Annotated in this window: 16 protein-coding genes, 6 tRNA genes and 3 rRNA genes; 9 read left to right on the forward strand and 16 right to left on the reverse strand. The window is 45.1% G+C overall.

Features of this window, described 5'->3' with window-relative positions; genetic code table 11:
• Nucleotides 1-66: 66 nt before the first annotated feature.
• The 3 genes from gorA (at nt 67) to Vgang_RS11400 (ending at nt 3,964) form a co-directional block, all read left to right on the forward strand.
• The gene (gorA, locus tag Vgang_RS11390; protein WP_105902819.1) at nt 67-1,422 is read left to right on the forward strand and encodes a glutathione-disulfide reductase; all 1,356 of its coding nucleotides are present in this window, start codon (nt 67-69) and stop codon (nt 1,420-1,422) included.
• Nucleotides 1,423-1,913: 491 nt separating this feature from the next.
• Complete coding sequence (locus tag Vgang_RS11395; RefSeq protein ID WP_105902818.1) at nt 1,914-2,555, forward strand: DUF481 domain-containing protein; 642 nt, start codon at nt 1,914-1,916, stop codon at nt 2,553-2,555.
• Between the two features lie 281 nt (nt 2,556-2,836).
• Nucleotides 2,837-3,964 carry a hypothetical protein gene (locus Vgang_RS11400; RefSeq protein ID WP_105902817.1) on the forward strand — a complete coding sequence of 376 codons (1,128 nt, stop codon included), beginning with the start codon at nt 2,837-2,839 and terminating at the stop codon, nt 3,962-3,964.
• Between the two features lie 115 nt (nt 3,965-4,079).
• Here Vgang_RS11400 and Vgang_RS11405 read toward each other — a convergent pair whose 3' ends face one another.
• The 10 genes from Vgang_RS11405 to Vgang_RS11450 all read right to left on the reverse strand — a co-directional run bounded on the left by Vgang_RS11405 (nt 4,080) and on the right by Vgang_RS11450 (nt 12,115).
• Nucleotides 4,080-5,060 carry a Gfo/Idh/MocA family protein gene (locus Vgang_RS11405; RefSeq protein ID WP_105902816.1) on the reverse strand — a complete coding sequence of 327 codons (981 nt, stop codon included), beginning with the start codon at nt 5,058-5,060 and terminating at the stop codon, nt 4,080-4,082.
• 156 nt (nt 5,061-5,216) lie between these two features.
• A complete protein-coding gene (locus Vgang_RS11410; RefSeq protein WP_105902815.1) occupies nt 5,217-6,161 on the reverse strand; it encodes an ABC transporter permease in 945 nt (314 codons plus the stop codon).
• A 2-nt stretch (nt 6,162-6,163) separates the two neighbouring features.
• Nucleotides 6,164-7,141 (reverse strand): ABC transporter permease, encoded by a 978-nt coding sequence (locus tag Vgang_RS11415; RefSeq protein WP_105902814.1) that lies wholly within the window; start codon nt 7,139-7,141, stop codon nt 6,164-6,166.
• Between the two features lie 169 nt (nt 7,142-7,310).
• Entirely contained in the window at nt 7,311-8,858 is a 1,548-nt protein-coding gene (locus Vgang_RS11420) for an ABC transporter substrate-binding protein (RefSeq protein ID WP_105902813.1), read from the reverse strand.
• Between the two features lie 115 nt (nt 8,859-8,973).
• The gene (locus Vgang_RS11425) at nt 8,974-10,689 is read right to left on the reverse strand and encodes a dipeptide ABC transporter ATP-binding protein (protein WP_105902812.1); all 1,716 of its coding nucleotides are present in this window, start codon (nt 10,687-10,689) and stop codon (nt 8,974-8,976) included.
• A gap of 687 nt (nt 10,690-11,376) precedes the next feature.
• Nucleotides 11,377-11,453 (reverse strand) — tRNA-Pro (locus tag Vgang_RS11430).
• Nucleotides 11,454-11,542: 89 nt separating this feature from the next.
• Nucleotides 11,543-11,618, reverse strand: a tRNA-His gene (locus Vgang_RS11435).
• 42 nt (nt 11,619-11,660) lie between these two features.
• Nucleotides 11,661-11,737 (reverse strand) — tRNA-Pro (locus tag Vgang_RS11440).
• A gap of 189 nt (nt 11,738-11,926) precedes the next feature.
• Nucleotides 11,927-12,002 (reverse strand) — tRNA-His (locus tag Vgang_RS11445).
• Between the two features lie 36 nt (nt 12,003-12,038).
• Nucleotides 12,039-12,115, reverse strand: a tRNA-Arg gene (locus Vgang_RS11450).
• A 267-nt stretch (nt 12,116-12,382) separates the two neighbouring features.
• Here Vgang_RS11450 and Vgang_RS11455 point away from each other — a divergent pair.
• Nucleotides 12,383-12,793: a c-type cytochrome gene (locus Vgang_RS11455; RefSeq protein WP_105903800.1), complete on the forward strand. Its 411-nt coding sequence runs from the start codon at nt 12,383-12,385 to the stop codon at nt 12,791-12,793.
• Between the two features lie 350 nt (nt 12,794-13,143).
• On the opposite strand, the gene rep is transcribed toward Vgang_RS11455, so the two are convergent.
• Nucleotides 13,144-15,159 (reverse strand): DNA helicase Rep, encoded by a 2,016-nt coding sequence (gene rep / locus Vgang_RS11460; protein WP_105903730.1) that lies wholly within the window; start codon nt 15,157-15,159, stop codon nt 13,144-13,146.
• Nucleotides 15,160-15,293: 134 nt separating this feature from the next.
• Between rep and Vgang_RS11465 the strand changes: the two genes are divergently transcribed.
• The 4 genes from Vgang_RS11465 (at nt 15,294) to ubiK (ending at nt 20,521) form a co-directional block, all read left to right on the forward strand.
• Nucleotides 15,294-15,887 (forward strand): TetR/AcrR family transcriptional regulator, encoded by a 594-nt coding sequence (locus Vgang_RS11465; RefSeq protein WP_245879977.1) that lies wholly within the window; start codon nt 15,294-15,296, stop codon nt 15,885-15,887.
• A gap of 18 nt (nt 15,888-15,905) precedes the next feature.
• Nucleotides 15,906-17,012 carry an efflux RND transporter periplasmic adaptor subunit gene (locus Vgang_RS11470; RefSeq protein ID WP_105903732.1) on the forward strand — a complete coding sequence of 369 codons (1,107 nt, stop codon included), beginning with the start codon at nt 15,906-15,908 and terminating at the stop codon, nt 17,010-17,012.
• Between the two features lie 14 nt (nt 17,013-17,026).
• Entirely contained in the window at nt 17,027-20,113 is a 3,087-nt protein-coding gene (locus Vgang_RS11475) for a multidrug efflux RND transporter permease subunit (protein WP_105903733.1), read from the forward strand.
• Between the two features lie 153 nt (nt 20,114-20,266).
• On the forward strand, nt 20,267-20,521 hold the full coding sequence (gene ubiK, locus Vgang_RS11480) for a ubiquinone biosynthesis accessory factor UbiK (protein ID WP_105903734.1): 255 nt from the start codon (nt 20,267-20,269) through the stop codon (nt 20,519-20,521).
• Between the two features lie 309 nt (nt 20,522-20,830).
• On the opposite strand, the gene ilvC is transcribed toward ubiK, so the two are convergent.
• The gene (gene ilvC / locus Vgang_RS11485) at nt 20,831-22,315 is read right to left on the reverse strand and encodes a ketol-acid reductoisomerase (protein WP_105903735.1); all 1,485 of its coding nucleotides are present in this window, start codon (nt 22,313-22,315) and stop codon (nt 20,831-20,833) included.
• A 156-nt stretch (nt 22,316-22,471) separates the two neighbouring features.
• Between ilvC and ilvY the strand changes: the two genes are divergently transcribed.
• Complete coding sequence (gene ilvY / locus Vgang_RS11490; protein ID WP_105903736.1) at nt 22,472-23,365, forward strand: HTH-type transcriptional activator IlvY; 894 nt, start codon at nt 22,472-22,474, stop codon at nt 23,363-23,365.
• 54 nt (nt 23,366-23,419) lie between these two features.
• Here ilvY and rrf (Vgang_RS11495) read toward each other — a convergent pair.
• From rrf (Vgang_RS11495) to Vgang_RS11510, 4 genes are all read right to left on the reverse strand, one after another.
• Nucleotides 23,420-23,535: ribosomal RNA gene (rrf, locus tag Vgang_RS11495) — 5S ribosomal RNA — on the reverse strand.
• Nucleotides 23,536-23,583: 48 nt separating this feature from the next.
• Nucleotides 23,584-23,659 (reverse strand) — tRNA-Thr (locus Vgang_RS11500).
• Nucleotides 23,660-23,745: 86 nt separating this feature from the next.
• A 5S ribosomal RNA gene (gene rrf, locus Vgang_RS11505) occupies nt 23,746-23,861 on the reverse strand.
• A 136-nt stretch (nt 23,862-23,997) separates the two neighbouring features.
• Nucleotides 23,998-26,885: ribosomal RNA gene (locus Vgang_RS11510) — 23S ribosomal RNA — on the reverse strand.
• Nucleotides 26,886-26,901: the final 16 nt, after the last annotated feature.

The raw sequence follows: 26,901 nt of genomic DNA on the forward strand, positions 1-26,901 counted from the left end.
GTGTTATACATCAACCACCCTCAGATCCAACAATAGCAAATTAACTAACCAGTTACGGAGAACGAAATGGCTAAGCATTTTGATTACATTTGTATCGGTGGTGGCAGTGGCGGTATTGCGTCTGCCAACCGTGCAGCCATGTATGGCGCCAAAGTGGCGTTAATCGAAGCACAAGACCTAGGTGGCACTTGCGTCAACGTAGGCTGTGTGCCGAAAAAAGTCATGTGGCACGGCGCTCAAATTGCAGAAGCCATGCACCTTTACGCCAAAGATTACGGTTTTGATGTCGACGTGAAAGGCCTAAATTGGAGCAAGCTAGTCGAAAGCCGCCAAGCCTACATTGGCCGCATTCATCAATCATACGATCGCGTTCTTGGTAACAATAAAGTGGAAGTGATCCGTGGCTTTGCTCACTTTGTAGACAGCAAAACTGTTGAAGTTAACGGCGAGCATTATACTGCTGATCATATTCTTATCGCTGTCGGTGGCCGCCCAACCATCCCAAATGTACCGGGGGCAGAATACGGTATCGACTCAAACGGTTTCTTTGAACTGAATGAGCAACCAAAGCGCGTTGCCGTGGTTGGCGCAGGTTATATTGCGGTTGAGATTGCTGGCGTATTACACGCACTCGGCACTGAAACCCATTTATTCGTGCGTAAAGAATCACCGCTACGCAGCTTCGACCCAATGATCGTTGAAACCTTAGTGGAAGTGATGAACACCGAAGGGCCTACGCTTCATACGCATTCAGTACCCAAAGAAGTGGTGAAAGAAGCCGATGGCAGTTTGACTCTGCACCTTGAAAACGGTGAAAGCCAAAACGTCGATACGCTTATCTGGGCGATTGGCCGTCACCCAGCGACCGATGCAATTAATCTTGATGTCACTGGCGTAGAAACCAACGAACGTGGTTACATCAAAGTGGATGAATACCAAGAGACTAATGTTAAAGGCATCTACTGTGTTGGCGACATCATGGAAGGCGGTATTGAACTGACTCCGGTAGCGGTTAAAGCAGGTCGTCAATTGTCTGAGCGTTTGTTCAACAACAAACCTGAAGCCAAAATGGATTACAACCTAGTTCCTACCGTGGTATTTAGCCACCCACCAATTGGCACCATTGGTTTAACGGAACAAGAAGCCAAAGCGCAATATGGTGAAGACAACGTCAAAGTGTACACTTCTGGCTTTACCGCCATGTACACCGCTGTGACGGCTCACCGTCAGCCTTGCAAAATGAAGCTGGTTTGTGCTGGAGACGATGAAAAAGTGGTTGGCCTACACGGCATTGGTTTCACGGTAGATGAAATGATCCAAGGCTTTGCGGTTGCCATGAAGATGGGCGCAACCAAAGCTGACTTTGACTCCGTAGTTGCCATTCACCCAACTGGTAGTGAAGAATTTGTGACTATGCGATAACCTTTAATCGCTAACGCTTTATTTAAGCAAGCCTCACAATTCAAGTGGGGCTTTTTTCTATTTCTCACCCGTTGAATAAAACACCAACAGTGACAGTGGTCACATAAAAGAGCATTATCCGCATTTAATTTAAGGTTATTACGATTCTCTTCGGATATCCTGACAAGATGTAACCCATATATGAAATGGGAAATGCTACTTTAACCTGCTAAAAGTGCAGACAAAGTAGCTAGGGTCTGTTGACCTTTCGTGGTTAAATTTTGTTCGCGATAAAAGCGTTTTAGGCAAGGCAAGTCGATTGTAACCTAGTTATTCTAAGTAAATGAGACTTAACGAAGCATAAAACGCTTTTAGCCGACCCCTTCGGGCACCGGTTTAGGCGGGATAGAAAACAATTCTTATTTATGCTTAATACGCGTTTTTAATCGCTTTTTTTCTGGATTAACATAAAATCAACGTTAGAACAGAAATCGCTAGGATCTTACATATTCATGTTCATTTTGCTTTTTTCGTTACTCTCGTATTGGACAGGAACGCCAATTACGAGTTTAACCAATCCAGATTATCGCGCCTATAATTCGCCTTATAATTACAACCATTTACAAATAGGTGCGGGCTGGCAAACCGATGGCTTAGACATCAAATTAGCGGGCAGCTATATGCTGAATGAAAACTGGATTTTAACCGGCCATTACCAAAACTATTTTTTGCACGATGGTGATTTCCCAACGGGTAAAGACGCGTACGGTTCTAAATTTAACCAAAGCGATTTTGCGATAGGCAGTTTATATCGTATCCCAATCACCCCCTCTTTAGACTGGGTGATGGGCGGCCAATTAAGTTATGACTGGTATAAAGATCGCGATTCAAGTTCTACCGCGGATCAAATTGTGGGAATTGATTATGACGACCACAGTGTCGGTATACGCGGCTTAACTGGCGTTCGTTATGCCTTAACCGATAAGATTGATGTCGGGGCCGATATCGGTGCTAAATACGCTTATGACCGCACCTATCTACAAACTTCGGCCGAATTAAACTACTACTTCACTGAAAATATCGCTTTAGGCGGGCAAGCCAGTTACGACGACCACGATGGTCATATTGGTTTTTATATTCGCGTTTCAAACTAACGTCTTCATACGCTATGCAGCTGATGACTCCTCTCAGCTGCTAACGACTTTTCCTCTCATTATTCATTACTGCAATTTTCAACCTAGTTCAAAAGTTCACTAAACTGTAAATATTTCCATCATTCAGCAAGTAATTGTGTGTAATTGTTGTAAAGATTCATTACCATTACAGCACGGACTAAAACATTACATTGATAAACTCTATCGAGCTTAACCGAGACGATGACGGTTAATTCCATCCATTTTGATATATTCTCAAATAGAAATTACGGATAAGATCTATGTTGCTGTCACCTCGCCACATCACTCACCTAGCTAAAACTGCGCGTTTCTCTGTAACCGCATGCAGCTTATGCTTAGCCATAGGTTCTGCGCACGCAGCCAGTAAAATTGGCGAGGTTGAAACCGTTCCTCAAGCGAATACGCCAACGGCGGTGCCGATTACCACTCCACCAAAGGCTGAGCCTCAACCAAATGGGCCTGCGGATAAAGCAAAAGTGTGGGATCATATTTTACCCATTGGCGGTGAAGTGGCGATCATCAATGGCTATGATTTACCGCTGCCTTTTGGGGTCAGTTTCCTTTACAGCTACATAGCGCAAGATCAAGAAATCAGTAATATGAAAGTCGGTTATGGCGGCGAACCTAATATCAATATCGACTTTTTTTCCTTTGACCGCTTTCGTACCAAAACTAACACGCCACAACTAAAGTTTGATGCGTGGGTTCTGCCATTCTTAAACGTATTTGCCACCATCGGACACATCAAAGGCACTATTGATATTCACATGAGCATGCCCAAAGGCAGCGTGGTCACCAGCGATCCCGTTACTAATGCGATTAATGATGGCATTCAAGCTTACTGCGCCAAAAACCCGTTTAAGTGTAAAGCTGGTAGTGCGCTACTGCCTGATCAAAAACCGGATATTTTTAATGGTGAACCTTGGCGTTTAAATGCAGAAGCACATGTCGAAGGTTACAACTATAGCTTAGGTGCAATGCTGGCTGGCGCTAATGGTAACTGGTTTTACACCATGCCAATTGTTTATACTCAAACCGAAATGAAGAAAACCAATGTCAGTGGCGGCACCTTAAACATTCAACCTCGCGTAGGCTATAACTTCGACCTTCCGTATAAGATGAATCTAAACCTGTATACCGGCTTAAGCTACATGGATATTCAGCAAACCATTAAGGGTGGATTTAACTTAGAAACCATGGAGTCAACCCAAGACTACGATGCGCCACATACTATTTCTTTCGATGTTCATCAAGAAAACAAAGATAAATACGCAGGTATTCTAGGCTTTAACGTCAATGTGAATAAATACTTCTCAGCGGCAATGGAATACACCGGCGTGATAGGCGATCGTCGTCAGTTTATTTTAATGGTGAATGGACGCTTCTAAGTTCGAGTTTCGAGTTTCGAGTTTCGAGTTTCGAGTTTCGAGTTTCGAGTTTCGAGTTTCGAGAAAAGGTAAACCTTGCTCATAGGTACGAGCAAGGTTTTTTTATATTGGAAGATTATTGATCGGTAGGAAAAACCACACCGGTTTGCTTACGTACTTCAGTTGTAATACGCGATACGCCAAGTGCACGCGCTTTGGCTTTTTGACACAATTTGCCTTGCTTAATTTGCTCTGCAAACACGCTCGCTTCATAGGTCATGGTGTTTTCCACTTGTGGCACTTCAAAACGCATCGGCTCTTCACCACGCAGTTTTAAAATCACATGATCACACTCAGAAATGTGCTCAATAATCATCGAGCCCGCTTCACCTTGAATCTCACTTGGAATATTCGAATCTGACACTTTTGAGTGCGACAACACCACGTCTTGATCGTCGTAACTTAAAATGACCGTACCGTGTGCATCCACGCCGGAATCAAGTAAGTGGGCACTCGCTTTGACGCTTTTTGGCTCGCCAAATAAGGCTACTGAGCTCGATACACAGTAAAAACCAATGTCCATAATCGAGCCATTTGAGAAAGCAGGATTAAAAGTATTTGGGTTTTCACCATCGAGGTAACGTTGGTAACGCGACGAATATTGGCAGTAGTTAATGAAGGTTTTGTGCACACGGCCTAACTTAGGTAGGTGCTCATGAATTAGGGCAAAGTTCGGCAGATATTCGGTTTTGAACGCTTCAAATAGCACCACGTTATTCGCTTCTGCCACTTGGTACATGTGCTCAGCTTGGGTAATGTTCGACGCAATCGGCTTTTCACAAATCACATGTTTGCCATGTTCGAGCATCAAAACACTTTGCTCATAATGCAATGAGTTTGGGCTGGCAATGTACACTGCATCAAACGCATCACTTTGTGCCATGGCCTGTAGATCGGTAAAACATTCTGCTTGAGAATTAAATGGCGCGGCAAATTCAGCTGCCTTAGCTGCGTCTCGAGAATAGACCGCGGTGAGTTCGAATTCTTTAACTTCCAGTGCAGCTTGTACAAAGCGCTCTGTGATCCAGTTGGTGCCGATAATTGCCAAACGTAGCATGCGTTGCTCCTTTACCTCTTCTATTTCTCAATAACTTCAATTGAGGCCAAATCCAAATACACAAAAAAGAAAACCGTAGAAGTCTCCCTCTACGGTTTGCATCATACGTAAGTTTTACTCGCTTGAGTAACCTTTTCCACCTTAAATAGTACGGTGTTAACCTTTATACAATTTAGGGTTAAACACATCACGTAACCAGTCACCCAGTAGGTTAATCACCAATACAATCGTGACCAGAACAATCCCTGGGAAGGCGGTGATCCACCAAGAACCCGAGAAGATGTAGTTAAAACCAATGCTGATCAATGAACCGAGTGATGGTTGATCAACCGGCAAACCTAAGCCCAGGAATGATAATGCCGCTTCCGACATAATCGCATTCGCAATCTGCACGGTTGAAATCACCAAGATTGGCGACAAACAGTTTGGCAGAATATGACGGAACATGATGCGAGGTGACCGGAAACCCATCACACGCGCCGCTTCGACGTATTCTTTCTTCTTCTCAGCCAATACCGATGCACGAATGGTACGCGCGTATTGCGGCCACTCTGCCACACCGATAATTACGATTAACATTAACACCGCATATTCACTGTAAAACTCACCGCCAAAACTCGCTTTGAAGATAGCAGAAACGATGATCGCCACCATCATGGTTGAGAACGATAATTGCACATCAGCAAAACGCATCAAGAAGCTATCAATACGGCCACCAAAGTAACCAGCAGATAGCCCAATAATCACGCCGAGGAACAACTGCACCGCCACCGCACAAAAGCCAATCATGAGTGACAATCGTGAACCGTACAAAATAGTCGAGAAAATATCACGCCCTTGGTCATCAGTACCAAGCCAAAATGCACTGTCACCACCATCCATCCATGATGGAGGCAACTCGGAATTCATAATATCAATCGAGGTTAAATCGTACGGATTGGTTGGTGCAATCCACGGCGACAAAAATGCGGCCACAAAGAAAGCCAAAAACACTGCAAAGCTGACCATGGCCACTTTGTCGCGCAAGAAATAGTACAAAAAGTCGGATTGTTTAAAGCGCTCCCAACGACTAGGAGCCACGGTTGAAGTCGTCTGATTCATGATTATGCTCCTTTCCCTGTAATGTCGACGGTTGGGTTAACCAATCCGTATAACAAATCGACGATGGTATTGGTGACCACAAAGATCAAACCAACGAAGATCACGTAAGCGGTAATTAACGGTGTATCAACACGGTTAATCGCTTCAAGGAAAAGAAAACCAGTACCCGGCCACTGGAAAACCGTTTCGGTCAAAATGGTGTACGCCACCATAGTACCGATTTGTACACCACCCACCGTGAGAACAGGCAGCATGGTGTTTTTCAGTGCGTGTTGGTAGTAAATTTTGTTCATCGCTAAGCCTTTGGCTTTACAGAACTTAATGTATTCTGAGCCCAACACTTCCAGCATTTCAGAGCGAACCAAGCGAATAAATAATGGCAGCATGATCGAGGCTAAAGAAATACACGGCAACACTAAGTGCGCTAAGCCATCAAGGGTGAATAAACCAGAATCCCAACCGAGAATATCGCTAGTATCACCACGGCCATACGACGGTAGCCAGCCCAGTTCAATCGAGAAGATATACATCAACATGATGGCGGTTAAGAACACAGGGATCGAAATACCGATGCTACTCATGGCCATAATGGCTTTGGTAAAAATGCTTTTCGGGTTAATCGCCGAATACACCCCAAGCGGGATGGAGAGAAACATAATGATGAGCGATGCGCCAAACACCAACTCTAAGGTTGCTGGCAGCTTTTCTAAAATCACTTGAGCGGCCGGCTTTTTGAAAAAGTAAGATGTGCCAAGATCGCCATGCAAAGCATTAACGACAAAGCGGTGATATTTCACCACAAACGGGTCATTTAAGCCCATTTCATCACGAAGAGCATCACGTTCTGCTTGTGAGACAGACTGTCCAACGAGCTCACGCAACGGGTCACCTAGGTTATCCTGTATGGAAAACGCAACCAAACTGATCACAAACATCACTATCAGTGCCTGAAACAGGCGCTTGACCAGAAACGTAAACATTTCTTGCCCCTTAAATCCATTCAATGCTGAACATTACGGCGTCAGCGAATCCATAGGGCCGCTTCTCGTTTCGAGTTTCGAGTTTCGAGTTTCGAGTTTCGAGTTTCGAGTTTCGAGTTTCGAGTCGAGAATACGGCCTCTTATTATTATTTTCTAATCACCAAAATGATTATTTTTCGTCAACCACTAGGTCGCCAAAGTATGGGAAGTTCATGCCATTCACGATTGGAGCAATGTGAACATTAGACTTAGCTGCCCATGCTAGGTTTTCCCAATGTAGAGGAACGAAAGCCGCATCTTTGTACAGAATTTCTTCCACTTTTTGTAGCTGCTGTGCACGCGATGCTGGATCGGTATTCACGTTCGCTTCAGTGATCAGTTTATCGACTTCAGGGTTTGAGTAGTGACCACAGTTGTACTGACCTTTACCAGTCTCTTCGTTACGAGTCATGGTTAGGAATTCAGTCAAGTTAGCTGAATCTTCAGTATCTGAGTGCCAACCGATCATCAACATGTCTGCCGCACACTTATCAAACTCAGGCCAATATTGCGCTTTAGGCATGGTTTTCAAGTCAACTTTGATGCCGATTTTAGACAACATTGCGGCTGTCGCTTGTGCGATTTGCGCATCGTTTACGTAACGGTTGTTTGGCGCGATCATGGTCATGCTGAAGCCTTTTTCATAACCGGCTTCTTTCATTAGCTCTTTCGCTTTCGCTAGGTCATAACGTGGTTTCAGCTCAGGATTGTAACCTGCGTAACCTTCAGGGCTTTGTTGACCAGCTGCGGTCGCGAAACCTTTCATGATGCGTTTCGCGATACCTTCGTTATTGATGGCATACACAATCGCTTGACGAACGCGAGCATCTTTCAATGCTGGGTTGCTTTCTTGGTTCAATTGGAAAGAAATGATACGAGTACCCGGTAGTGTCACGAGATCAAAACCTTTCGCATCTTTCACACGTTGTTGGTCGTTTGGTGCAACCGGTGCGATCATATCCACACCACCAGAAAGCAATGCTGCAACGCGAGTGGCGTTTTCTTTGATTGGTTTCAGCGTTAGGTTATCAACATTACCTTTGCTGTCTTTGTCCCAGTAATCTTTAAAGCGCGTGAAATCGACTTTGATGCCTTGCTCACGAGCCGATACGATAAATGGACCTGTACCTGATTCATGAGTAGATGCAAATGAGTTACCGTGCTTAACGATTTCACCTTTATCTGGTGACTCAGAGTAGAACTTGCTGTCCATTGGGAAAATGTAAGTAGCCGTTTGTAGCACCAATGGGAAGCCTTCTTCGGTTTTAATATCGATGGTGTAATCATCCACTTTCACCATGTCTGTAAATGGTGTGAAGATACCTTTGAAGTCAGCCGATTTTTGCAAGCGATGGAAAGTCCAAAGTACATCGTCTGCTGTCATAGTGTTGCCTGAGTGGAATTTTACGCCCTGACGTAGGTGGAAACGCATAGTGTGGTCATCGATACGCTCCCATTTTGTTGCTAAGCGAGGTTCGAATTCCAGTGATTGGGTATAGCGAACCAGTGGATCGAACACCATGTGAGAAAGTTGAAGTGTACCACCAGACAATTGCTCTTGTGGGTCAAGTGATACTGGGTCAGCATCGTAAGCCACGGTAATGTCTGCAGCTAAAGCATTAAAACTCAAACCTGTTGCTGCTAGAGCAAGCGCCAATTTGGTCTTCATCATTTTCATTTGCATAACTCCTTCATGCGGGAATGACATCCCTTGTTTTTATTTAGAGTGTAATGTTGTGTTTCTACATCTGTGTTGAGTTAGACATGCTCATCGCACACCCAACGTATTTCCGCTAGGCGGATTTCAGATCTTCCCTTAATCCAGTGAATTCTGGCATCAAAGAAATCAATTGTTTGCTGTATTCGTGTTGAGGATCAGTAAACAGTTGTTCGGTTGGAGAGACTTCCAAAAGCTGACCCATTTTCATCACACCAATGCGATCGCACATTTGACGAATCACAGGTAAATCGTGGCTGATGAACAACATGGTGAGATTCAGCTCGTCTTGTAAGTCTTTTAATAGATTCAAGATCTGTGCCTGAACCGACACATCCAGTGCCGAAGTAGGTTCATCACAGATTAATAAACGTGGACGAGTCGCCAAGGCACGCGCAATCGAAATACGCTGACGTTGACCACCTGAAAATTCATGTGGGTACTTCACACCAGCCATACGCCCAAGCCCAACGTGATCTAACAGATCATGTACGATCTTGCGGGTTTCATTTTCATCACGCGTTAATTTGTGGAAACGGATCGGCTCGGCGATGATGTCAAAAATTTTCATACGTGGGTTCATCGACGTATAAGGGTTTTGGAACACCATTTGCATTTGACGACGGAATGGACGACGCTCACTTTCTGATTTGATCGCGGTTAAATCGATGCCTTCAAAGGTCACCTTGCCCTCATTCGGTGCATAGAGACCAGCGATGACACGAGCAATTGTCGATTTACCTGAGCCCGATTCACCCACTAAACCAAAAGTTTCGCCCTCATGAACTTGGAAGCTGACATGGTTTGACGCTTGCACATACTCACGACGCGACTCAAAAAATGAATCTTTGGTGGTAAAGCGTAGGCTAACATTTTCCACATTCAAAAGTGGGCCAGTATATTCACGCTGATCTTGGCTTTGACCTAACCAGTGCGTTTTAATATCCAGTGGCTCCATCTCGTGCGCTTCTTCGATGTAACTCACCAGTGGGAAACGGTCGAACTTTTTATCTGAGCGAGGCACCGCTGAAATTAAGCTGCGAGTATAAGAATGTTCTGGTGTACCCAATACTTTTGCCGTTGGACCAAATTCCACCAAATCACCGCGATACATCACCGCAACGCGATCGGTCACATTCGATACCACGCCCATATCATGGGTCACTAACATACAACCGACGTTATTTTTAATACACAACTCGCGAATCAAGTTCAAAATCTGATCTTGAATCGATACATCTAATGCGGTAGTTGGTTCATCAGCAATGATTAAATCCGGCTCACCAGCCAGCGCAATCGCAATCACCACACGCTGACGCATGCCGCCAGAGAATTGGTGTGGATATTGTTTTAAGCGGTTTTCCGGTTGTGGAATGCCCACCTGCTTCATCAAATTCAACGCGCGATCGTAAGCTTCTTGCTCCGATACTTTCATATTCGCGTGAATGGTTTCTGTTAGCTGATGCTCAACGGTAAAGAGTGGGTTAAGTGAGGTCATTGGATCTTGAAAGATAAATCCAATTTTTGAACCGCGAACTGAGCGCATTTGCTCTGGGGTCAGTCCGGAAATTTTGTCGCCATCAAGGTACACATCGCCACCAGCAATACGACCTGGAGGACTCAATAGATCTATAACAGCGTTACCGACCGTGGATTTACCCGCGCCAGATTCTCCAACTACCCCGACAATTTCACCGCGCTCAATGTTGAAAGAAAGGGATTTAACCGCGGCGTGAACACCGTGACGTGACGGATATTCAATCCGTAGATCTTTAACTTCTAAAAGTGGCATTACCAGACCTCTACTGCTTTGACAGCTTTCTGCCCTGTCTGTAAAAAAACGAATCCATTCGTTGTAATCCCAGCGCTAACAAGCGCAGGAAGACAAATTGTGCATCCAAATTTGGCAAACAATTAATGAAAATGCAATAAAACAGCATATTAAACGGCAAAAAAAGCCACTAAAAGCACATTTATTAACAAAATTTCAACGAAGCATAGATAAAGTTGCTAATAAAATAAACAGCACGAAACATTTAGCTTAAAATTTATGCAACAGATCACAATTATAAAAATATATTTTTCGCTATGAAATTATTACTAAGGTGAATAAAAAGTCAGGGATGCTAAAAGGTCATCAAATCCCAAAAGCTCAGCATTACAGCAAAAATTTTTCTATCTTGGTTGGAGAAGAGCCAGAATTGTCACTTCAGGCAAACCCACGATCGTCGGGGTTATAAACAAAAAAACCGCATCACTGCTGATGCGGTTTTCTTATAGTGATCGGTGAAGAGCCAGAATTCTAACATCAAGCGAACCCACGACTCGTCGGGATTTAGATGTAAAAAAGGCTCTGCATTGCTGCAGAGCCTTTTCTATAGTGGTCGGTGAAGAGCCAAGATTTTAACATCAGTTGAACCCCCGACCGTCGGGGTTATAAACAAAAAACCGCATCACTGCTGATGCGGTTTTCTTATAGTGGTCGGTGAAGAGGGATTCGAACCCCCGACCCTCTGGTCCCAAACCAGATGCGCTACCAAGCTGCGCTATTCACCGAAATTTCTTGCGTTACTCGTTGCTCGATTTTCGTATTTCGACGTCTTTGTCGAGCTACGTGATTCGAAAAACGCTTACCGTCTTTTATATGGGGTGGCTGACGGGGCTTGAACCCGCGACAACCGGAATCACAATCCGGGACTCTACCAACTGAGCTACAGCCACCATAAAAATGATAAGCCCTGAGCTTTCAGGGCTTATTTAAAATGGTCGGTGAAGAGGGATTCGAACCCCCGACCCTCTGGTCCCAAACCAGATGCGCTACCAAGCTGCGCTATTCACCGAAATCTTGTATTCGCTTTAGTTAATCAAACTGAGGGTCACCCTCTGGTCTGCTTATTCCTAAAAGCCGGAGATGCGCTAAAAAACTGCGCTATTCACCGAAATTTTTTACGTTACTCGTCTTACGATTTTCGTGACTCGAGGAGTAAACTCAACTCAAATGACGCGATTCGAAAACGCTTAACTTTATATGGGGTGGCTAACGAGGCTTGAACTCGCGACAACCGGAATCACAATCCGGGACTCTACCAACTGAGCTATAGCCACCAATGTTTTTTACCGATACTTCCAGAGCTTTCCGAATGGCACGCCCGAAAGGATTCGAACCTTCGACCTTTGCCTCCGGAGGGCAACGCTCTATCCAGCTGAGCTACGGGCGCATGCCCTATCGGCGGAGTGGAATAATACGGATATCACACTAGGCCGTCTAGTGTTTTTTGAACTTTTTTTACTGTTTGGCGTGTTTTTCAACAATTAAAGCACAAATAAACACTTTTAGGATGTGACGCACTCCATGTCACGGCGATCTTATCGTTTATAAGGGGATATTAAAAGGATACAATCACTCTCTGTTTACAAATTTATAACTAAATAAGCTCGATATGAGCCTACATCTCCCATTTGGAACCTGAGCATAGAGTGAGTTTATGGATATGATTCGCCCAACTTTGATACTTCTGACCACCGCGTTAACTTTTTCGTCGATGTCTTTTGCTTCTAGCATCAGTGATACGGAACGCGAAGCCATTGCGGATCGCATTAAACCTGTTGGTGATGTGTACTTAGCCGGTAGTGAACCTGTTGCCGAAGCCTCAGGCCCAAGAGATGGTGCCACCGTTTATGGAACCTTCTGTATTGCTTGTCACGGAACGGGCGTGAGTGGCGCACCGAAAAAAGGTGATGCCGGCGACTGGGCTCCTCGTGTTGCTCAAGGTGAAGCTACGTTAATTAAGCACGCTATCGAAGGCTTTAACGCGATGCCGCCAAAAGGCACTTGTATGGATTGTTCTGACGATGAAATCAAAGCGGCAATTGAGCACATGGCTGCGGGCTTATAATCTTCGTTAATTCAAATATACCCAAGTGACTTCAAGATGCAGAATTCAGAGCTGTCATCCAAGTCTTTAAACAAGAAAGATTCGTACAGGAATGTAGCCACCTTTCAAACGAATCTGACGCAGTGTAAAGGCTTGGATGAAGCTCCCGAAGGGCAAGTTAAAACAAGCTTTATGCGGCGTTAAATTAAATAGAGATAGAATAGCTATGATCATATTTAATTTGCCTTGCCTAAAACTTGTTTTAATCTTGCTGAAACTCGCATCTTGAAGTTACTTGGGTATAAAAGCCTCGCCGTTTGTAGATTCGGCGAGGCTTTTTATTGGTCATGACGCCAAAAGGCTTCTGAGACCTACTTTTTAAACATCGCCCTTAAATTGGCAATGTGAGCTTGGCCTTTTTCCATCCTTTCTTCTGCGCTTTGTGGTTTTTTCTGTAATTCCCACTCCACATCATCAAAGGGTAACTCATCTAAAAAGCGGCTTTGAGTCGGTTTGATCAATTCTCCATATTGGCGACGTTCCCGACACATGGTAAACGTAAGCTCTTTTTGCGCCCGAGTGATCCCGACATACATTAAGCGACGTTCTTCATCAACATTATCTTCATCAATGCTAGTTTGGTGTGGCAAAATGCCCTCTTCCGCCCCCATCAAAAACACATAGGGAAATTCCAAACCTTTAGAAGCATGCAGTGTCATTAGTTGTACTTGGTCAGCATCATCTTCGCCTTCCCCGCGCTCCATCATGTCACGCAGTGTGAGTCTCTGAACCACTTCTTTTAAGGTTTTCACTTCTTGATCGTAGTTATCCCCTTCAAGGTCTGCGGTGATCCAAGAATACAAATCCGACACGTTCTTCATCCGCATTTCTGCCGCTTTAGGGCTGGAAGACGTTTCGTATAGCCAGTCTTCGTAATTAATATCACGTACTAGCGAACGCACCGCTTCCACGGTATTGCCACGTTCGGCGTTATCGGCAATTTGTACAATCCACGAGGTAAAACGGCGCAGCGACTCCAAACCGCGGCCCGACAAATGTTGCTCAAGCCCCAATTCAAAACTGGCTTCAAACAAACTTTTGCCGCGCATGTTGGCGTAACTGCCTAGCTTTTCGAGTGTCACTGGGCCAATTTCACGCTTAGGAGTATTGACGATACGCAAAAATGCATTGTCATCGTCTGGGTTCACCAACACACGCAAGTACGCCATGATGTCTTTGATTTCCGCTCGAGCAAAAAATGAGGTTCCGCCTGAGATTTTATATGGCACTCGGTTTTGCATTAGAGACTTTTCTATTAAGCGCGATTGATGATTACCACGATATAAAATGGCGTAGTCTTTATATTGAGTGCGATTTAAAAACTTATGCGCAATGATTTCACCCGTAACACGTTCTGCTTCATGTTCTTCATTTTTGGCGGTCAATAGTTTGAGCTTTTCACCATCAGGGATTTCTGAGAACAAGGTTTTCTCAAATACGTGTGGGTTATTGGCGATCAAAATATTGGCACAACGCAAAATGCGGCTGGTTGAGCGATAGTTTTGTTCCAGCTTAATCACTTTTAACTGAGGGAAATCTTGGCTCAGCAGCACCAAGTTTTGTGGTCTCGCGCCACGCCATGAATAAATCGATTGGTCATCGTCACCGACCACGGTTAGACGTGCACGTTCACCGACAATCAAACGGACTAATTCATACTGGCTGGTGTTGGTATCTTGATATTCATCCACCAGCAAGTAGCGGATTTTCGCTTGCCACCTTTCTCTTACATCTTGATTGGTTTTTAAAAGCAACACCGGCATAGCAATCAAATCATCAAAATCAAGCGCGTTATAAGCTCGCATTTGTTTGCTGTACATTTCAAAACAATAAGCAAACAGTTGCTCTTGCTCCGAACGTGCTTGTGCCTTGACTTGATCAGGCGTAAGCATGTCGTTTTTCCAATTGGAAATAGCGCTCAACAATTGACGCAATAAGTCTTTATCACCATCAAGTTGCTCCTCGGTAAGCTCTTTTAATAAAGCCAGTTGGTCTTGATCATCAAACAGCGAAAAGCCCGCTTTCAAGCCGAGTGCTTTGTATTCGCGACGAATAATATTGAGCCCGAGCGTGTGGAATGTTGAGACCATCAAGCCACGCGATTCTTGCTTACCTAATGTTTGCCCGACGCGCTCTTTCATTTCACGTGCGGCTTTATTGGTAAAGGTTACCGCCGCAATATGCCTGGCTTGATAACCGCATTGCTGCACTAAATAAGCGATTTTATTGGTAATCACGCGAGTTTTGCCCGATCCCGCACCTGCGAGAACCAAGCATGGGCCGGAAACATACTTCACCGCTTCGTCTTGTCTCGGATTTAATCTCATTTTGCTCTCAATACTTTGTTTGAATCGTTACCGTTTTTCTAGATGTAACAATTTACTACTATTTTGTAATTTTAGTGGCGATATATAATGTAAAGCATATAATGAACAAACGTTCATTTATTCTATGTTTAATTATGGTCAACCAGATAACTCATCCAACATTGGATAAGCGACAACTCATCTTGACGACCGCCGAGCAATTAATTGTAAAAACCGGTTTTCAAGGATTGTCGATGCATAAGCTCGCCCAAGAGGCCGGCATTGCAGCAGGCACAATTTATCGCTATTTCCAAGACAAAGATGATCTCGTCGAAGCCGTGCGCCTTCATGTCTTACAGCGTGTGGCCGATATGGTACAACAAGGCGTGGAAGACCACATGCCTTTAAAAGAAAGATTTATATTGATTTGGAAAAATGTCTCCCATATTACCACTACCCAAAATGAAGTGGATGTGATTCTTAATCGCTTACAGTATGAATCTCTTCCTTCAAAACCAAAATGTGGCACAAAAATTGAACGTCAAATGTTTCATAAAATCGAGGCTATGTTTAACCAAGGTAAAAAGCTAGGCGTGTTCAAACCATTGGATAATCACATTCTCGCCAGTCTTAGCCTAGATGTAGGTTTATCGATAGCCCGCAAGCATGTTCTTGGCTGTTATACCATTACTGAAGCAACCCTAGATGCCGCTATTGAGGCAAGCTGGGATGCTGTTATTCAACATTAATTTGGAGTTCTTATCAGAATGAAAAAGTGGACTTTCATCATGTTAGTCATCGCAATACTGCTGTTTGGTAGTGTGATTGGCTTCAATATGTTCAAGAATCAAAAAATCGCGGAGTACATGGCCAATATGCCTGAGCCAGAGTTCCCGGTGACGGTCACCACCGTTTCGCCTGAAACTTGGACTCCAACCATCAATGCGATTGGCTTTATTGAACCGATTCAAGGTGTGACGCTAACAGCACAAGCCAGTGGTCAGATTGATCGCATCAATTTCGACTCAGGTATCCACGTTAAAAAAGACGATGTGCTAGTCGAAGTGGACTCCAAAGTTGAAAAAGCGCAATTACAAAGCTCTCAAGCCAAATTACCAGCCGCAAAAGCCAAGTACTTACGCTATAAAGATCTTTACTCAAAAGGTTCAGTATCTAAAGAATCTTATGATGAAGCTCAAGCCACCTACTTGTCTTTATCTGCGGATATCGCGAGCTTAAAAGCCTCTATCGACCGTCGTACTGTTACTGCACCTTTTGACGGCACGGTAGGTTTACGTAATGTGTTCTTAGGTCAATTCCTGGAAACGGGTCACGATGTGGTTCGCCTTGAAGATATGAGCGTGATGCGCTTGCGTTTTACCGTGCCACAAACAGATATCAGTAAGATTCATGTTGATCAGCAAGTGAATATTGTCGTGGATGCCTACCCAGATAAAACCTTTGAAGGCTCTATCAGCGCGATTGCTCCTGCCGTTAACGCACAAAGTGGTTTAATCCAAGTTCAGGCACATATTCCAAACACTGAAGGCGAGTTACGCAGTGGTATGTTTGCCCGTGCCAGCATCATCTTGCCATCACTACAAGATCAAATCATCGTGCCGCAAACCGCGATTACTTACACCTTATACGGTGACAGCATCTATGTGTTGGAAGAGAAAGACGGTGAGAAGCGCGTGGTTCAAACCGTGGTGAAAATTGGTGAGCGCAAAGGCAGCATTGCTCACGTAATGGAAGGTTTAAAAGCCAACCAAACTATCGTGACTTCTGGCCAAGTACGTTTAAGTAACGGCTCAAAAGTGAAAATTGTTGAGAGTGATGCAACCACTCCTCCAGCTAAAACCCCAATGCTGTAACCGGAGGCACAATAATGCGCTTTACTGATGTTTTTATAAAACGTCCAGTTTTGGCGGTATCGGTCAGTCTTTTGATTGCATTGCTTGGCTTCCAGGCAATTTTCAAAATGTCGGTTCGTGAATACCCTGAAATGACAAATACGGTAGTAACGGTGACCACCAGTTACTACGGTGCCGATGCAAACTTGATCCAAGGTTTTATTACTCAACCTTTAGAACAGGCCATTGCTCAGGCTGATAATATCGATTACATGACATCGTCGTCGGTTCTCGGTTCATCGACCATTACGGTAACGATGAAATTGAATACCGACCCCAACGGTGCGCTAGCGGATATTTTGGCACAAACCAACTCGGTACGTTCTCAGCTACCAAAAGAAGCAGAAGATCCAACGGTAACCATGTCGACAGGTTCAACAACCTCAGTGTTGTACATTGGTTTTACTTCTGATGAATTGGTATCTAGTCAGATCACCGACTACTTGCAGCGCGTGATCAACCCACAGCTATTTACCGTTAACGGTGTATCAAAAGTTAACTTGTACGGTGGCCAACAGTACGCCCTGCGCATTTGGTTGGATCCTGCCAAAATGGCGGCGTTTGATCTCACTGCAACCGAAGTCATGAGCATATTGAATGCCAACAACTACCAGTCAGCGACCGGTCAGTCTACGGGTGAATATGTTATTTACAATGGTAGCGCTAATACTCAAGTAGAGAATACCGATGAGCTTGAGCGTCTGGTGGTGAAGTCAGACAAAGGCCAAGTGGTACGTCTTAGCGATATTGCTAAGGTAACACTTGCCAAAAGCCATGACACTTACCGTGCAACGTCTAACGGCGCAGAAGCTGTCGTAGCCGCAATTGATGCTGCTCCTACCGCTAACCCAATCAACATTGCGCACGATATCTTAGAGATGTTACCTGAGCTTCAGAAAAACTTGCCAAGTAACATCGAAATGCGCGTGCTGTATGATTCGACCGTCGCGATCAATGAATCGATTAACGAAGTTATCCATACCATTTTGGAAGCAGCACTGATCGTATTAGTCGTTATCACGTTATTCTTGGGCTCACTGCGTGCGGTGTTAATCCCAATCATCACCATTCCACTTTCCTTAGTGGGTGTTGCAGTCGCCATGCAAGCGATGGGCTTCTCATGGAACTTGATGACACTACTGGCGATGGTATTGGCTATCGGCCTAGTGGTGGATGACGCCATCGTGGTACTCGAAAACGTTGACCGACACATCAAACTCGGAGAAACCCCATTCCGTGCCGCCATTATTGGTACCCGTGAAATTGCGACACCGGTTATCGCCATGACATTAACCTTGGGTGCCGTGTACGCTCCGATTGCTCTCATGGGTGGTATTACCGGATCTCTGTTTAAAGAGTTCGCATTAACGTTAGCGGGTGCCGTATTCGTTTCCGGTATTATCGCGTTGACGCTATCACCGGTAATGTGTTCGAAAATGCTCAAAGCACACACCAAGCCAAGTCGTTTTGAAATGACGGTACACAGTGTGCTTGACCGCATGACCAATCGTTACGATCGCATGTTACATGCGGTAATGAAGCACCGTCCTGTATTCATTGCCTTTGCAGTCATCGTAATGGCGAGCTTGCCAATGTTATTTAAGTTCATTCCAAGTGAATTGGCGCCATCGGAAGATAAAGGCGTAGTGGTATTGATGGGCACAGGTGCTTCTAATGCCAACTTGGACTACTTGCAAAACACCATGGATGAGGTCAACGATATCTTAGTCGATCAACCAGAAATCCAATATGCGCAAGCATTTACTGGTGTTCCTGCAAGTAACCAAGCTTTTGGTATTGCCTCAATGAAACCTTGGAGCCAACGTGAAGCAAGCCAATCAGAAGTAACGGATCGAGTCGGACAGTTGATGAAAGACATCCCTGGTATGAATATTTCTGCATTCCAAATGCCGGAGCTACCAGGTGCAGGTTCGGGTCTTCCAATGCAGTTTGTTATCACCACACCAAACAGCTTCGAGAGCTTGTTCCAGATTGCCAGTGACATTCTGACCGAAGTCGGTAAGAGCCCATTGTTTGTGTACTCAACCTTGGACTTAAACTTTGACTCAGCCACGATGAAGATTAACATCGACAAAGACAAAGCCGGTGCTTATGGCGTTACGATGCAAGATATCGCAGCGACAATTGGCACCATGATGGCGGATGGCTATGTAAACCGTATTGACCTAGATGGCCGCTCTTATGAAGTTATCCCTCAGGTTGAGCGTAAAGACCGTCTAAACCCAGAATCGATGAACGGCTACTATGTTCGTGCATCAAATGGGGATGCGGTACCTTTAAGTGGTTTAGTGACCATTGATGTCATTGCACAACCGTTATCATTGCCTCACTTGAACCAGCTTAACTCAGCAACGATTGGTGCAGTTCCTTCGCCAACAGCATCGATGGGGCAAGCGGTGGATTGGTTTGAAAATATTGCCGCAGAGAAATTACCTCTAGGCTATAGCCATGAATATCTAGGTGAAGCACGTCAATATGTGACAGAAGGTAATGCACTTTACGCCACCTTTGGCCTCGCACTGGCAGTTATCTTCCTTGTTCTGGCAATCCAGTTCGAATCTGTTCGTGACCCATTGGTTATCATGGTATCGGTACCACTCGCCATTTGTGGTGCATTAATCGCACTGGCTTGGGGAGCCGCAACTATGAACATCTACTCACAAGTTGGCTTGATTACGTTGGTTGGTCTTATCACCAAACACGGTATCTTGATTTGTGAAGTTGCGAAAGAAGAGCAGTTGCTACACGGTAAATCCAAAATGGATGCGGTCATGGAGTCGGCTAAGGTTCGTCTACGCCCAATCTTGATGACCACGGCTGCGATGATTGCCGGTCTTATTCCACTACTTTATGCCAGTGGTGCAGGTGCGGCACAGCGTTTCAGTATCGGTATTGTTATCGTTGCTGGTCTCGCGATTGGTACTTTGTTCACCTTGTTTGTACTGCCTGTTATTTACAGCTACTTAGCAAGTGAGCACAAGCCACTACCTGAGTTTGATGAAAGTGTCCCTGCCATTGAGGATCCCAATCATCACGCTTAAACCAAGCGAACGGCTAAACTAACTATAAAGGCTACCTGCATCGGTAGCCTTTTCTTTATTGGTACACCGGTAACACATATTTGTGAAGCCGACAGCAAGACATTTTGACTATATTTACATAAAATATCGGCAAGATTATTTAGGAGCAGTTACATGTTTGACGCAAAAAAAATTGAACAACTTGCAAAGCAGATTCACGAATCTATGCCTCAACCAGTGAAAGATCTTGGCGCAGATGTCGATCAAAAAGTTCGCCAGGTTATACAAGGCCAATTGAGTAAATTAGATGTGGTATCACGCGAAGAGTTTGAAGTGCAAACTCAGGTACTACTTCGCACTCGCCAAAAACTGAATGAAATGGAAAGCAAACTGGCTGAAATTGAAGCCAAACTAAGCGAAAAAGACTAGTTTCGAGTTTCGAGTTTCGAGTTTCGAGTTTCGAGTTTCGAGTTTCGAGTTTCGAGTTTCGAGTTTCGAGTTTCGAGAAAAGAATAAGGCTTGCCACTGATTGGGCAAGCCTTTTTATTATTAATTTAAAACTGATAGACGTGTATTTTCAGCGTTGAATGTCTACAAATTGCGCTCGTCAAAAATATAGAGCATTCACATATAAAATCAATTTCAAAGTGATAGCGAGGAGATTCTAGGAGAAAACACGGAGTTTGCGCGAGCAAATGAGTATTTTCGACAACGAATATCCCGCTATCACAAAAAAATTTAGCCCCCAACGGCGATACGTTTCATGTCTTTCATATACCCACGCAACTCTTGACCAATCCATTCAACTGGGTGGTTGCGTAGTGCATCATTGATTTCAATCAGCTGTGCATTATCAACTTGGTTGCTTTCTGCTGCTAGGCCTTTACCAATAACATCTGTCGATACGCTTGGCATGAATTTTTCACGTAGCAGAGGTGTTGCAACATTAGCAAATAGGTAGTTACCGTATTCTGCTGTATCAGAGATAACCACGTTCATTTCGTATAAACGCTTACGAGCAACGGTGTTAGCAATTAGTGGTAATTCATGCAGTGATTCGTAGTACGCAGACTCATCGATGATGCCTGATGCTGTCATGGCTTCAAATGCAAGCTCTACTCCAGCGCGTACCATGGCGATCATTAGAATACCGTTATCAAAGTATTCTTGCTCTGAAATTTCCACATCACTCTCTGGGTAATTTTCAAATGCCGTTTGACCCGTTTCTTCACGCCAGCCAAGCAGGTTTTTATCATCATTCGCCCAATCAGCCATCATGGTGCGAGAAAATTCACCAGAGATGATGTCATCCATGTGCTTGTTGTACAGTGGACGCATGAGATCTTTTAACTCTTCAGATAGTTCGAATGCTTTTACTTTAGCAGGGTTTGATAGGCGATCCATCATGTGAGTGATACCACCAAACTTCAATGCTTCTGTAATGGTTTCCCAACCGTATTGCAGAAGTTTACCGGCATAACCTGGGTCGATACCTTCAGCGACCATTTTTTCATAACAAACGATAGAACCCGCTTGTAGCATGCCACAAAGAATGGTTTGCTCACCCATTAAGTCAGATTTTACTTCAGCTACGAAAGACGACTCTAGAACACCTGCACGATGGCCACCTGTTGCTGCCGCCCAAGCTTTAGCGATCTCTAGACCTTCGCCTTGAGGATCGTTTTCTGGGTGAACCGCAATCAGTGTTGGTACACCGAAACCACGTTTATATTCTTCACGGACTTCTGTACCTGGACATTTAGGCGCAACCATTACTACAGTAATGTCTTTACGGATCTGCATGCCTTCTTCAACAATGTTAAAGCCATGAGAGTAGCCCAGTGCTGCGCCTTGCTTCATTAATGGCATCACTGTTTCAACAACATTGGTGTGTTGTTTATCGGGTGTTAGGTTCACAACCAGATCAGCTTGAGGAATTAATTCTTCATAGCTCGCAACTTCAAAACCATTATCTTTAGCATTTTTGTATGACTGACGTTGCTCATCAATAGCTGCCTGACGCAATGCATACGCTACGTTTAAACCTGAATCACGCATATTTAAGCCTTGGTTTAGGCCTTGCGCACCACAACCTACGATGACAACTTTTTTCCCTTTTAGGTAATCGGCTTCTTGAGCAAATTCTTCACGGTCCATAAAACGACAGCGACCTAGTTGGTCTAGTTGTTCACGTAAATTCAGTGTATTGAAGTAGTTAGCCATATTAACAATATCCTATTTTAATTTTTATCCGTTGTGAGCTTTTCACTCGATGGATTCATACTAAAACAGGCTTAAAGTTGCGAAAAGTGATATATTCACAATCATTCATTGCAACTTATGCAACGCTGTTGTTTATATCAGTACAAAAGGTCACGAATGAACATTAAAACTTTGCAGCTGTTTTTGCACCTATGCAGCAGTCAAAACTTCGCTCAAACGGCTAATGCTATGCATATCAGCCCATCAGCACTCAGTCGACAAATCCAAAAGTTGGAACAGCAAATCGGTAAGCCATTATTTGTACGTGATAATCGTCGAGTCGAGTTAACCGAAGCAGGAAAAAAGTTATTAGAGGTAGCGAGTCAAATATCAAATCAATGGCAACAGTTTTGTTTAGATGCACAAGATGACAACCAAGAGCTCAGCGGTGAAATTCGATTGTTTTGCTCAGTCACCGCCAGTTTCAGCCATTTACCCCAACTACTGCGAGACTTCCGCTTATCTTACCCCAAAGTCGAATTAAAATTATCGACAGGTGATCCGGCACAAGCCATTGAACGTTTGATTGAGAATCAAGCTGATATTGTACTGTGTGCGATGCCAAGCCATTTACCAGCAAGGCTTTGCTTCCATCCTATTGGTGATATTCCACTGTCTGTCATAGCTCCAACACAGCCCAGCAGCTTCAGTTCTGAGTTACAGAAAGACACTCCAGATTGGGAGCATATCCCGTTTATCATTCCAATTACCGGAACAGCGCGAGAAAGGAGTAACACTTGGTTTAAAAAGATGAAATTTAAGCCAACGATTTATAGTCAAACTTCTGGAGGACATGAAGCGATTGTCAGTATGGTTGCGCTAGGGTTAGGCGTCGGCATTGCGCCAGATGTGGTGATCAATAACAGCCCAGTCAAAGATAAAGTACAGCGTTTGAATGTCGCACCTATTGACCCATTCCAGCTAGGCGTATGTTGTCATGAAACTCAACTCAGTAACCCACTGATTAAAGCGCTGTGGCAGATAGCGCAAACCAAGTTCATTAAAGTTTAATGGTGTCAAAAACGAGAAAAGCCTTCCCATTACTAGGAAGGCTTTAGAATATGAACCTAGCGATGTCCTACTCTCACATGGGAAAGCCCCACACTACCATCGGCGCTACTTCGTTTCACTTCTGAGTTCGGCATGGAATCAGGTGGGTCCAAAGTGCTATGGTCGCTAAGTAAATCTGGTACGACAAGGTTGAAAAAGTCGTGAATACATTTAATTAGTGGTGCTGATACCCAGAGTCGAACTGGGGACCTCATCCTTACCAAGGATGCGCTCTACCGCCTGAGCTATATCAGCATATGTTTTAAGCTTTTTTATTTAAGACACAAATTTTGCTTAGAACATAAAAAAGCCCGCTTTAAACGGGCTCTTTTTAATTCAAAGCCTGGCGATGTCCTACTCTCACATGGGGAAACCCCACACTACCATCGGCGCTACTTCGTTTCACTTCTGAGTTCGGCATGGAATCAGGTGGGTCCAAAGCGCTATGGTCGCCAAGCAAATTCTTTTGTTAATCGCCGATAGGCGCTTAACTTAATTCGGAAAGCTGTTTGCTATCTCTAGCTAAAGTCTCATCACTCATTCAAGTGCTTATCTGTATTCTTTTGAGTCCATCAAAACCCTTTAGGTGTTGTATGGTTAAGCCTCACGGGCAATTAGTATTGGTTAGCTCAACGCCTCGCAGCGCTTACACACCCAACCTATCAACGTCGTAGTCTCCGACAACCCTTTAGGACGCTTAAAGCGCCAGGGAAGACTCATCTCAGGGCTCGCTTCGTGCTTAGATGCTTTCAGCACTTATCGATTCCGAACTTAGCTACCGGGCAATGCCATTGGCATGACAACCCGAACACCAGAGGTTCGTCCACTCCGGTCCTCTCGTACTAGGAGCAGCCCCCTTCAATCTTCCAACGCCCACGGCAGATAGGGACCGAACTGTCTCACGACGTTCTAAACCCAGCTCGCGTACCACTTTAAATGGCGAACAGCCATACCCTTGGGACCGACTTCAGCCCCAGGATGTGATGAGCCGACATCGAGGTGCCAAACACCGCCGTCGATATGAACTCTTGGGCGGTATCAGCCTGTTATCCCCGGAGTACCTTTTATCCGTTGAGCGATGGCCCTTCCATTCAGAACCACCGGATCACTATGACCTGCTTTCGCACCTGCTCGAATTGTCATTCTCGCAGTCAAGCGGGCTTATGCCATTGCACTAACCACACGATGTCCAACCGTGTTTAGCCCACCTTCGTGCTCCTCCGTTACTCTTTGGGAGGAGACCGCCCCAGTCAAACTACCCACCAGGCACTGTCCTCACCCCGGATAACGGGGCTAAGTTAGAACATCAACACTACAAGGGTGGTATTTCAAGGACGACTCCACAACCACTGGCGTGATTGCTTCAAAGTCTCCCACCTATCCTACACATGTAGGGTCAATGTTCAGTGCCAAGCTGTAGTAAAGGTTCACGGGGTCTTTCCGTCTAGCCGCGGGTACACTGCATCTTCACAGCGATTTCAATTTCACTGAGTCTCGGGTGGAGACAGCGTGGCCATCATTACGCCATTCGTGCAGGTCGGAACTTACCCGACAAGGAATTTCGCTACCTTAGGACCGTTATAGTTACGGCCGCCGTTTACCGGGGCTTCGATCAAGAGCTTCTCCGAAGATAACCCCATCAATTAACCTTCCGGCACCGGGCAGGCGTCACACCGTATACGTCATCTTACGATTTTGCACAGTGCTGTGTTTTTAATAAACAGTTGCAGCCACCTGGTATCTGCGACTCCCGGCAGCTTAGAGAGCAAGTCTCATCACCGCTAGGAGCGTACCTTCTCCCGAAGTTACGGTACCATTTTGCCTAGTTCCTTCACCCGAGTTCTCTCAAGCGCCTTGGTATTCTCTACCCGACCACCTGTGTCGGTTTGGGGTACGATTCCTTACAAACTGAAGCTTAGAGGCTTTTCCTGGAAGCATGGCATCAATGACTTCACGCCCTTGGGCGCTCGACGTCGTGTCTCGGCCTTAAGATTTCCCGGATTTACCTAAGAAATCAGCCTACGCACTTGAACCTGGACAACCATCGCCAGGCCCACCTAGCCTTCTCCGTCCCCCCATCGCATTTGTAAGAAGTACGGGAATATTAACCCGTTTCCCATCGACTACGCCTTTCGGCCTCGCCTTAGGGGTCGACTTACCCTGCCCCGATTAACGTTGGACAGGAACCCTTGGTCTTCCGGCGAGGGAGTTTTTCACTCCCTTTATCGTTACTCATGTCAGCATTCGCACTTCTGATACCTCCAGCAAACTTCTCAGTTCACCTTCAACGGCTTACAGAACGCTCCCCTACCCAGCATACTAAAGTATGCTGCCGCAGCTTCGGTGTATAGCTTAGCCCCGTTACATCTTCCGCGCAGGCCGACTCGACCAGTGAGCTATTACGCTTTCTTTAAATGATGGCTGCTTCTAAGCCAACATCCTGGCTGTCTGAGCCTTCCCACATCGTTTCCCACTTAGCTATACTTTGGGACCTTAGCTGGCGGTCTGGGTTGTTTCCCTCTCCACGACGGACGTTAGCACCCGCCGTGTGTCTCCCGGATAGTACTTACTGGTATTCGGAGTTTGCAAAGGGTTGGTAAGTCGGGATGACCCCCTAGCCTTAACAGTGCTCTACCCCCAGTAGTATTCGTCCGAGGCGCTACCTAAATAGCTTTCGGGGAGAACCAGCTATCTCCAGGTTTGATTGGCCTTTCACCCCTAGCCACAAGTCATCCGCTAATTTTTCAACATTAGTCGGTTCGGTCCTCCAGTTGATGTTACTCAACCTTCAACCTGCCCATGGCTAGATCACCTGGTTTCGGGTCTATACCTAGCAACTCGACGCCCAGTTAAGACTCGGTTTCCCTACGGCTCCCCTATACGGTTAACCTTGCTACTAAATATAAGTCGCTGACCCATTATACAAAAGGTACGCAGTCACACCACGAAGGTGCTCCTACTGCTTGTACGTACACGGTTTCAGGTTCTATTTCACTCCCCTCACAGGGGTTCTTTTCGCCTTTCCCTCACGGTACTGGTTCACTATCGGTCAGTCAGGAGTATTTAGCCTTGGAGGATGGTCCCCCCATGTTCAGACAGGATATCACGTGTCCCGCCTTACTCGATTTCACTTAGTATACGTTGTCGGTTACGGGGCTATCACCCTGTATCGCGGCACTTTCCAGAGCCTTCACCTGACGCATATAAAGCTTAAGGGCTAATCCAATTTCGCTCGCCGCTACTTTCGGAATCTCGGTTGATTTCTCTTCCTTCGGGTACTTAGATGTTTCAGTTCCCCGAGTTCGCCTCTTAACACTATGTATTCATGTTAAGATACATGCTTATGCATGTGGGTTTCCCCATTCGGAAATCGTAGACTCAAGTGGCTGTTACTGCCTAATCTACGCTTATCGCAAGTTACTACGTCCTTCATCGCCTCTGACTGCCTAGGCATCCACCGTGTACGCTTATTCACTTAACCATACAACCCAAAAGGG

The sequence above is a fragment of the Vibrio gangliei genome (assembly GCF_026001925.1).
Taxonomy (GTDB): Bacteria; Pseudomonadota; Gammaproteobacteria; order Enterobacterales; family Vibrionaceae; genus Vibrio; species Vibrio gangliei.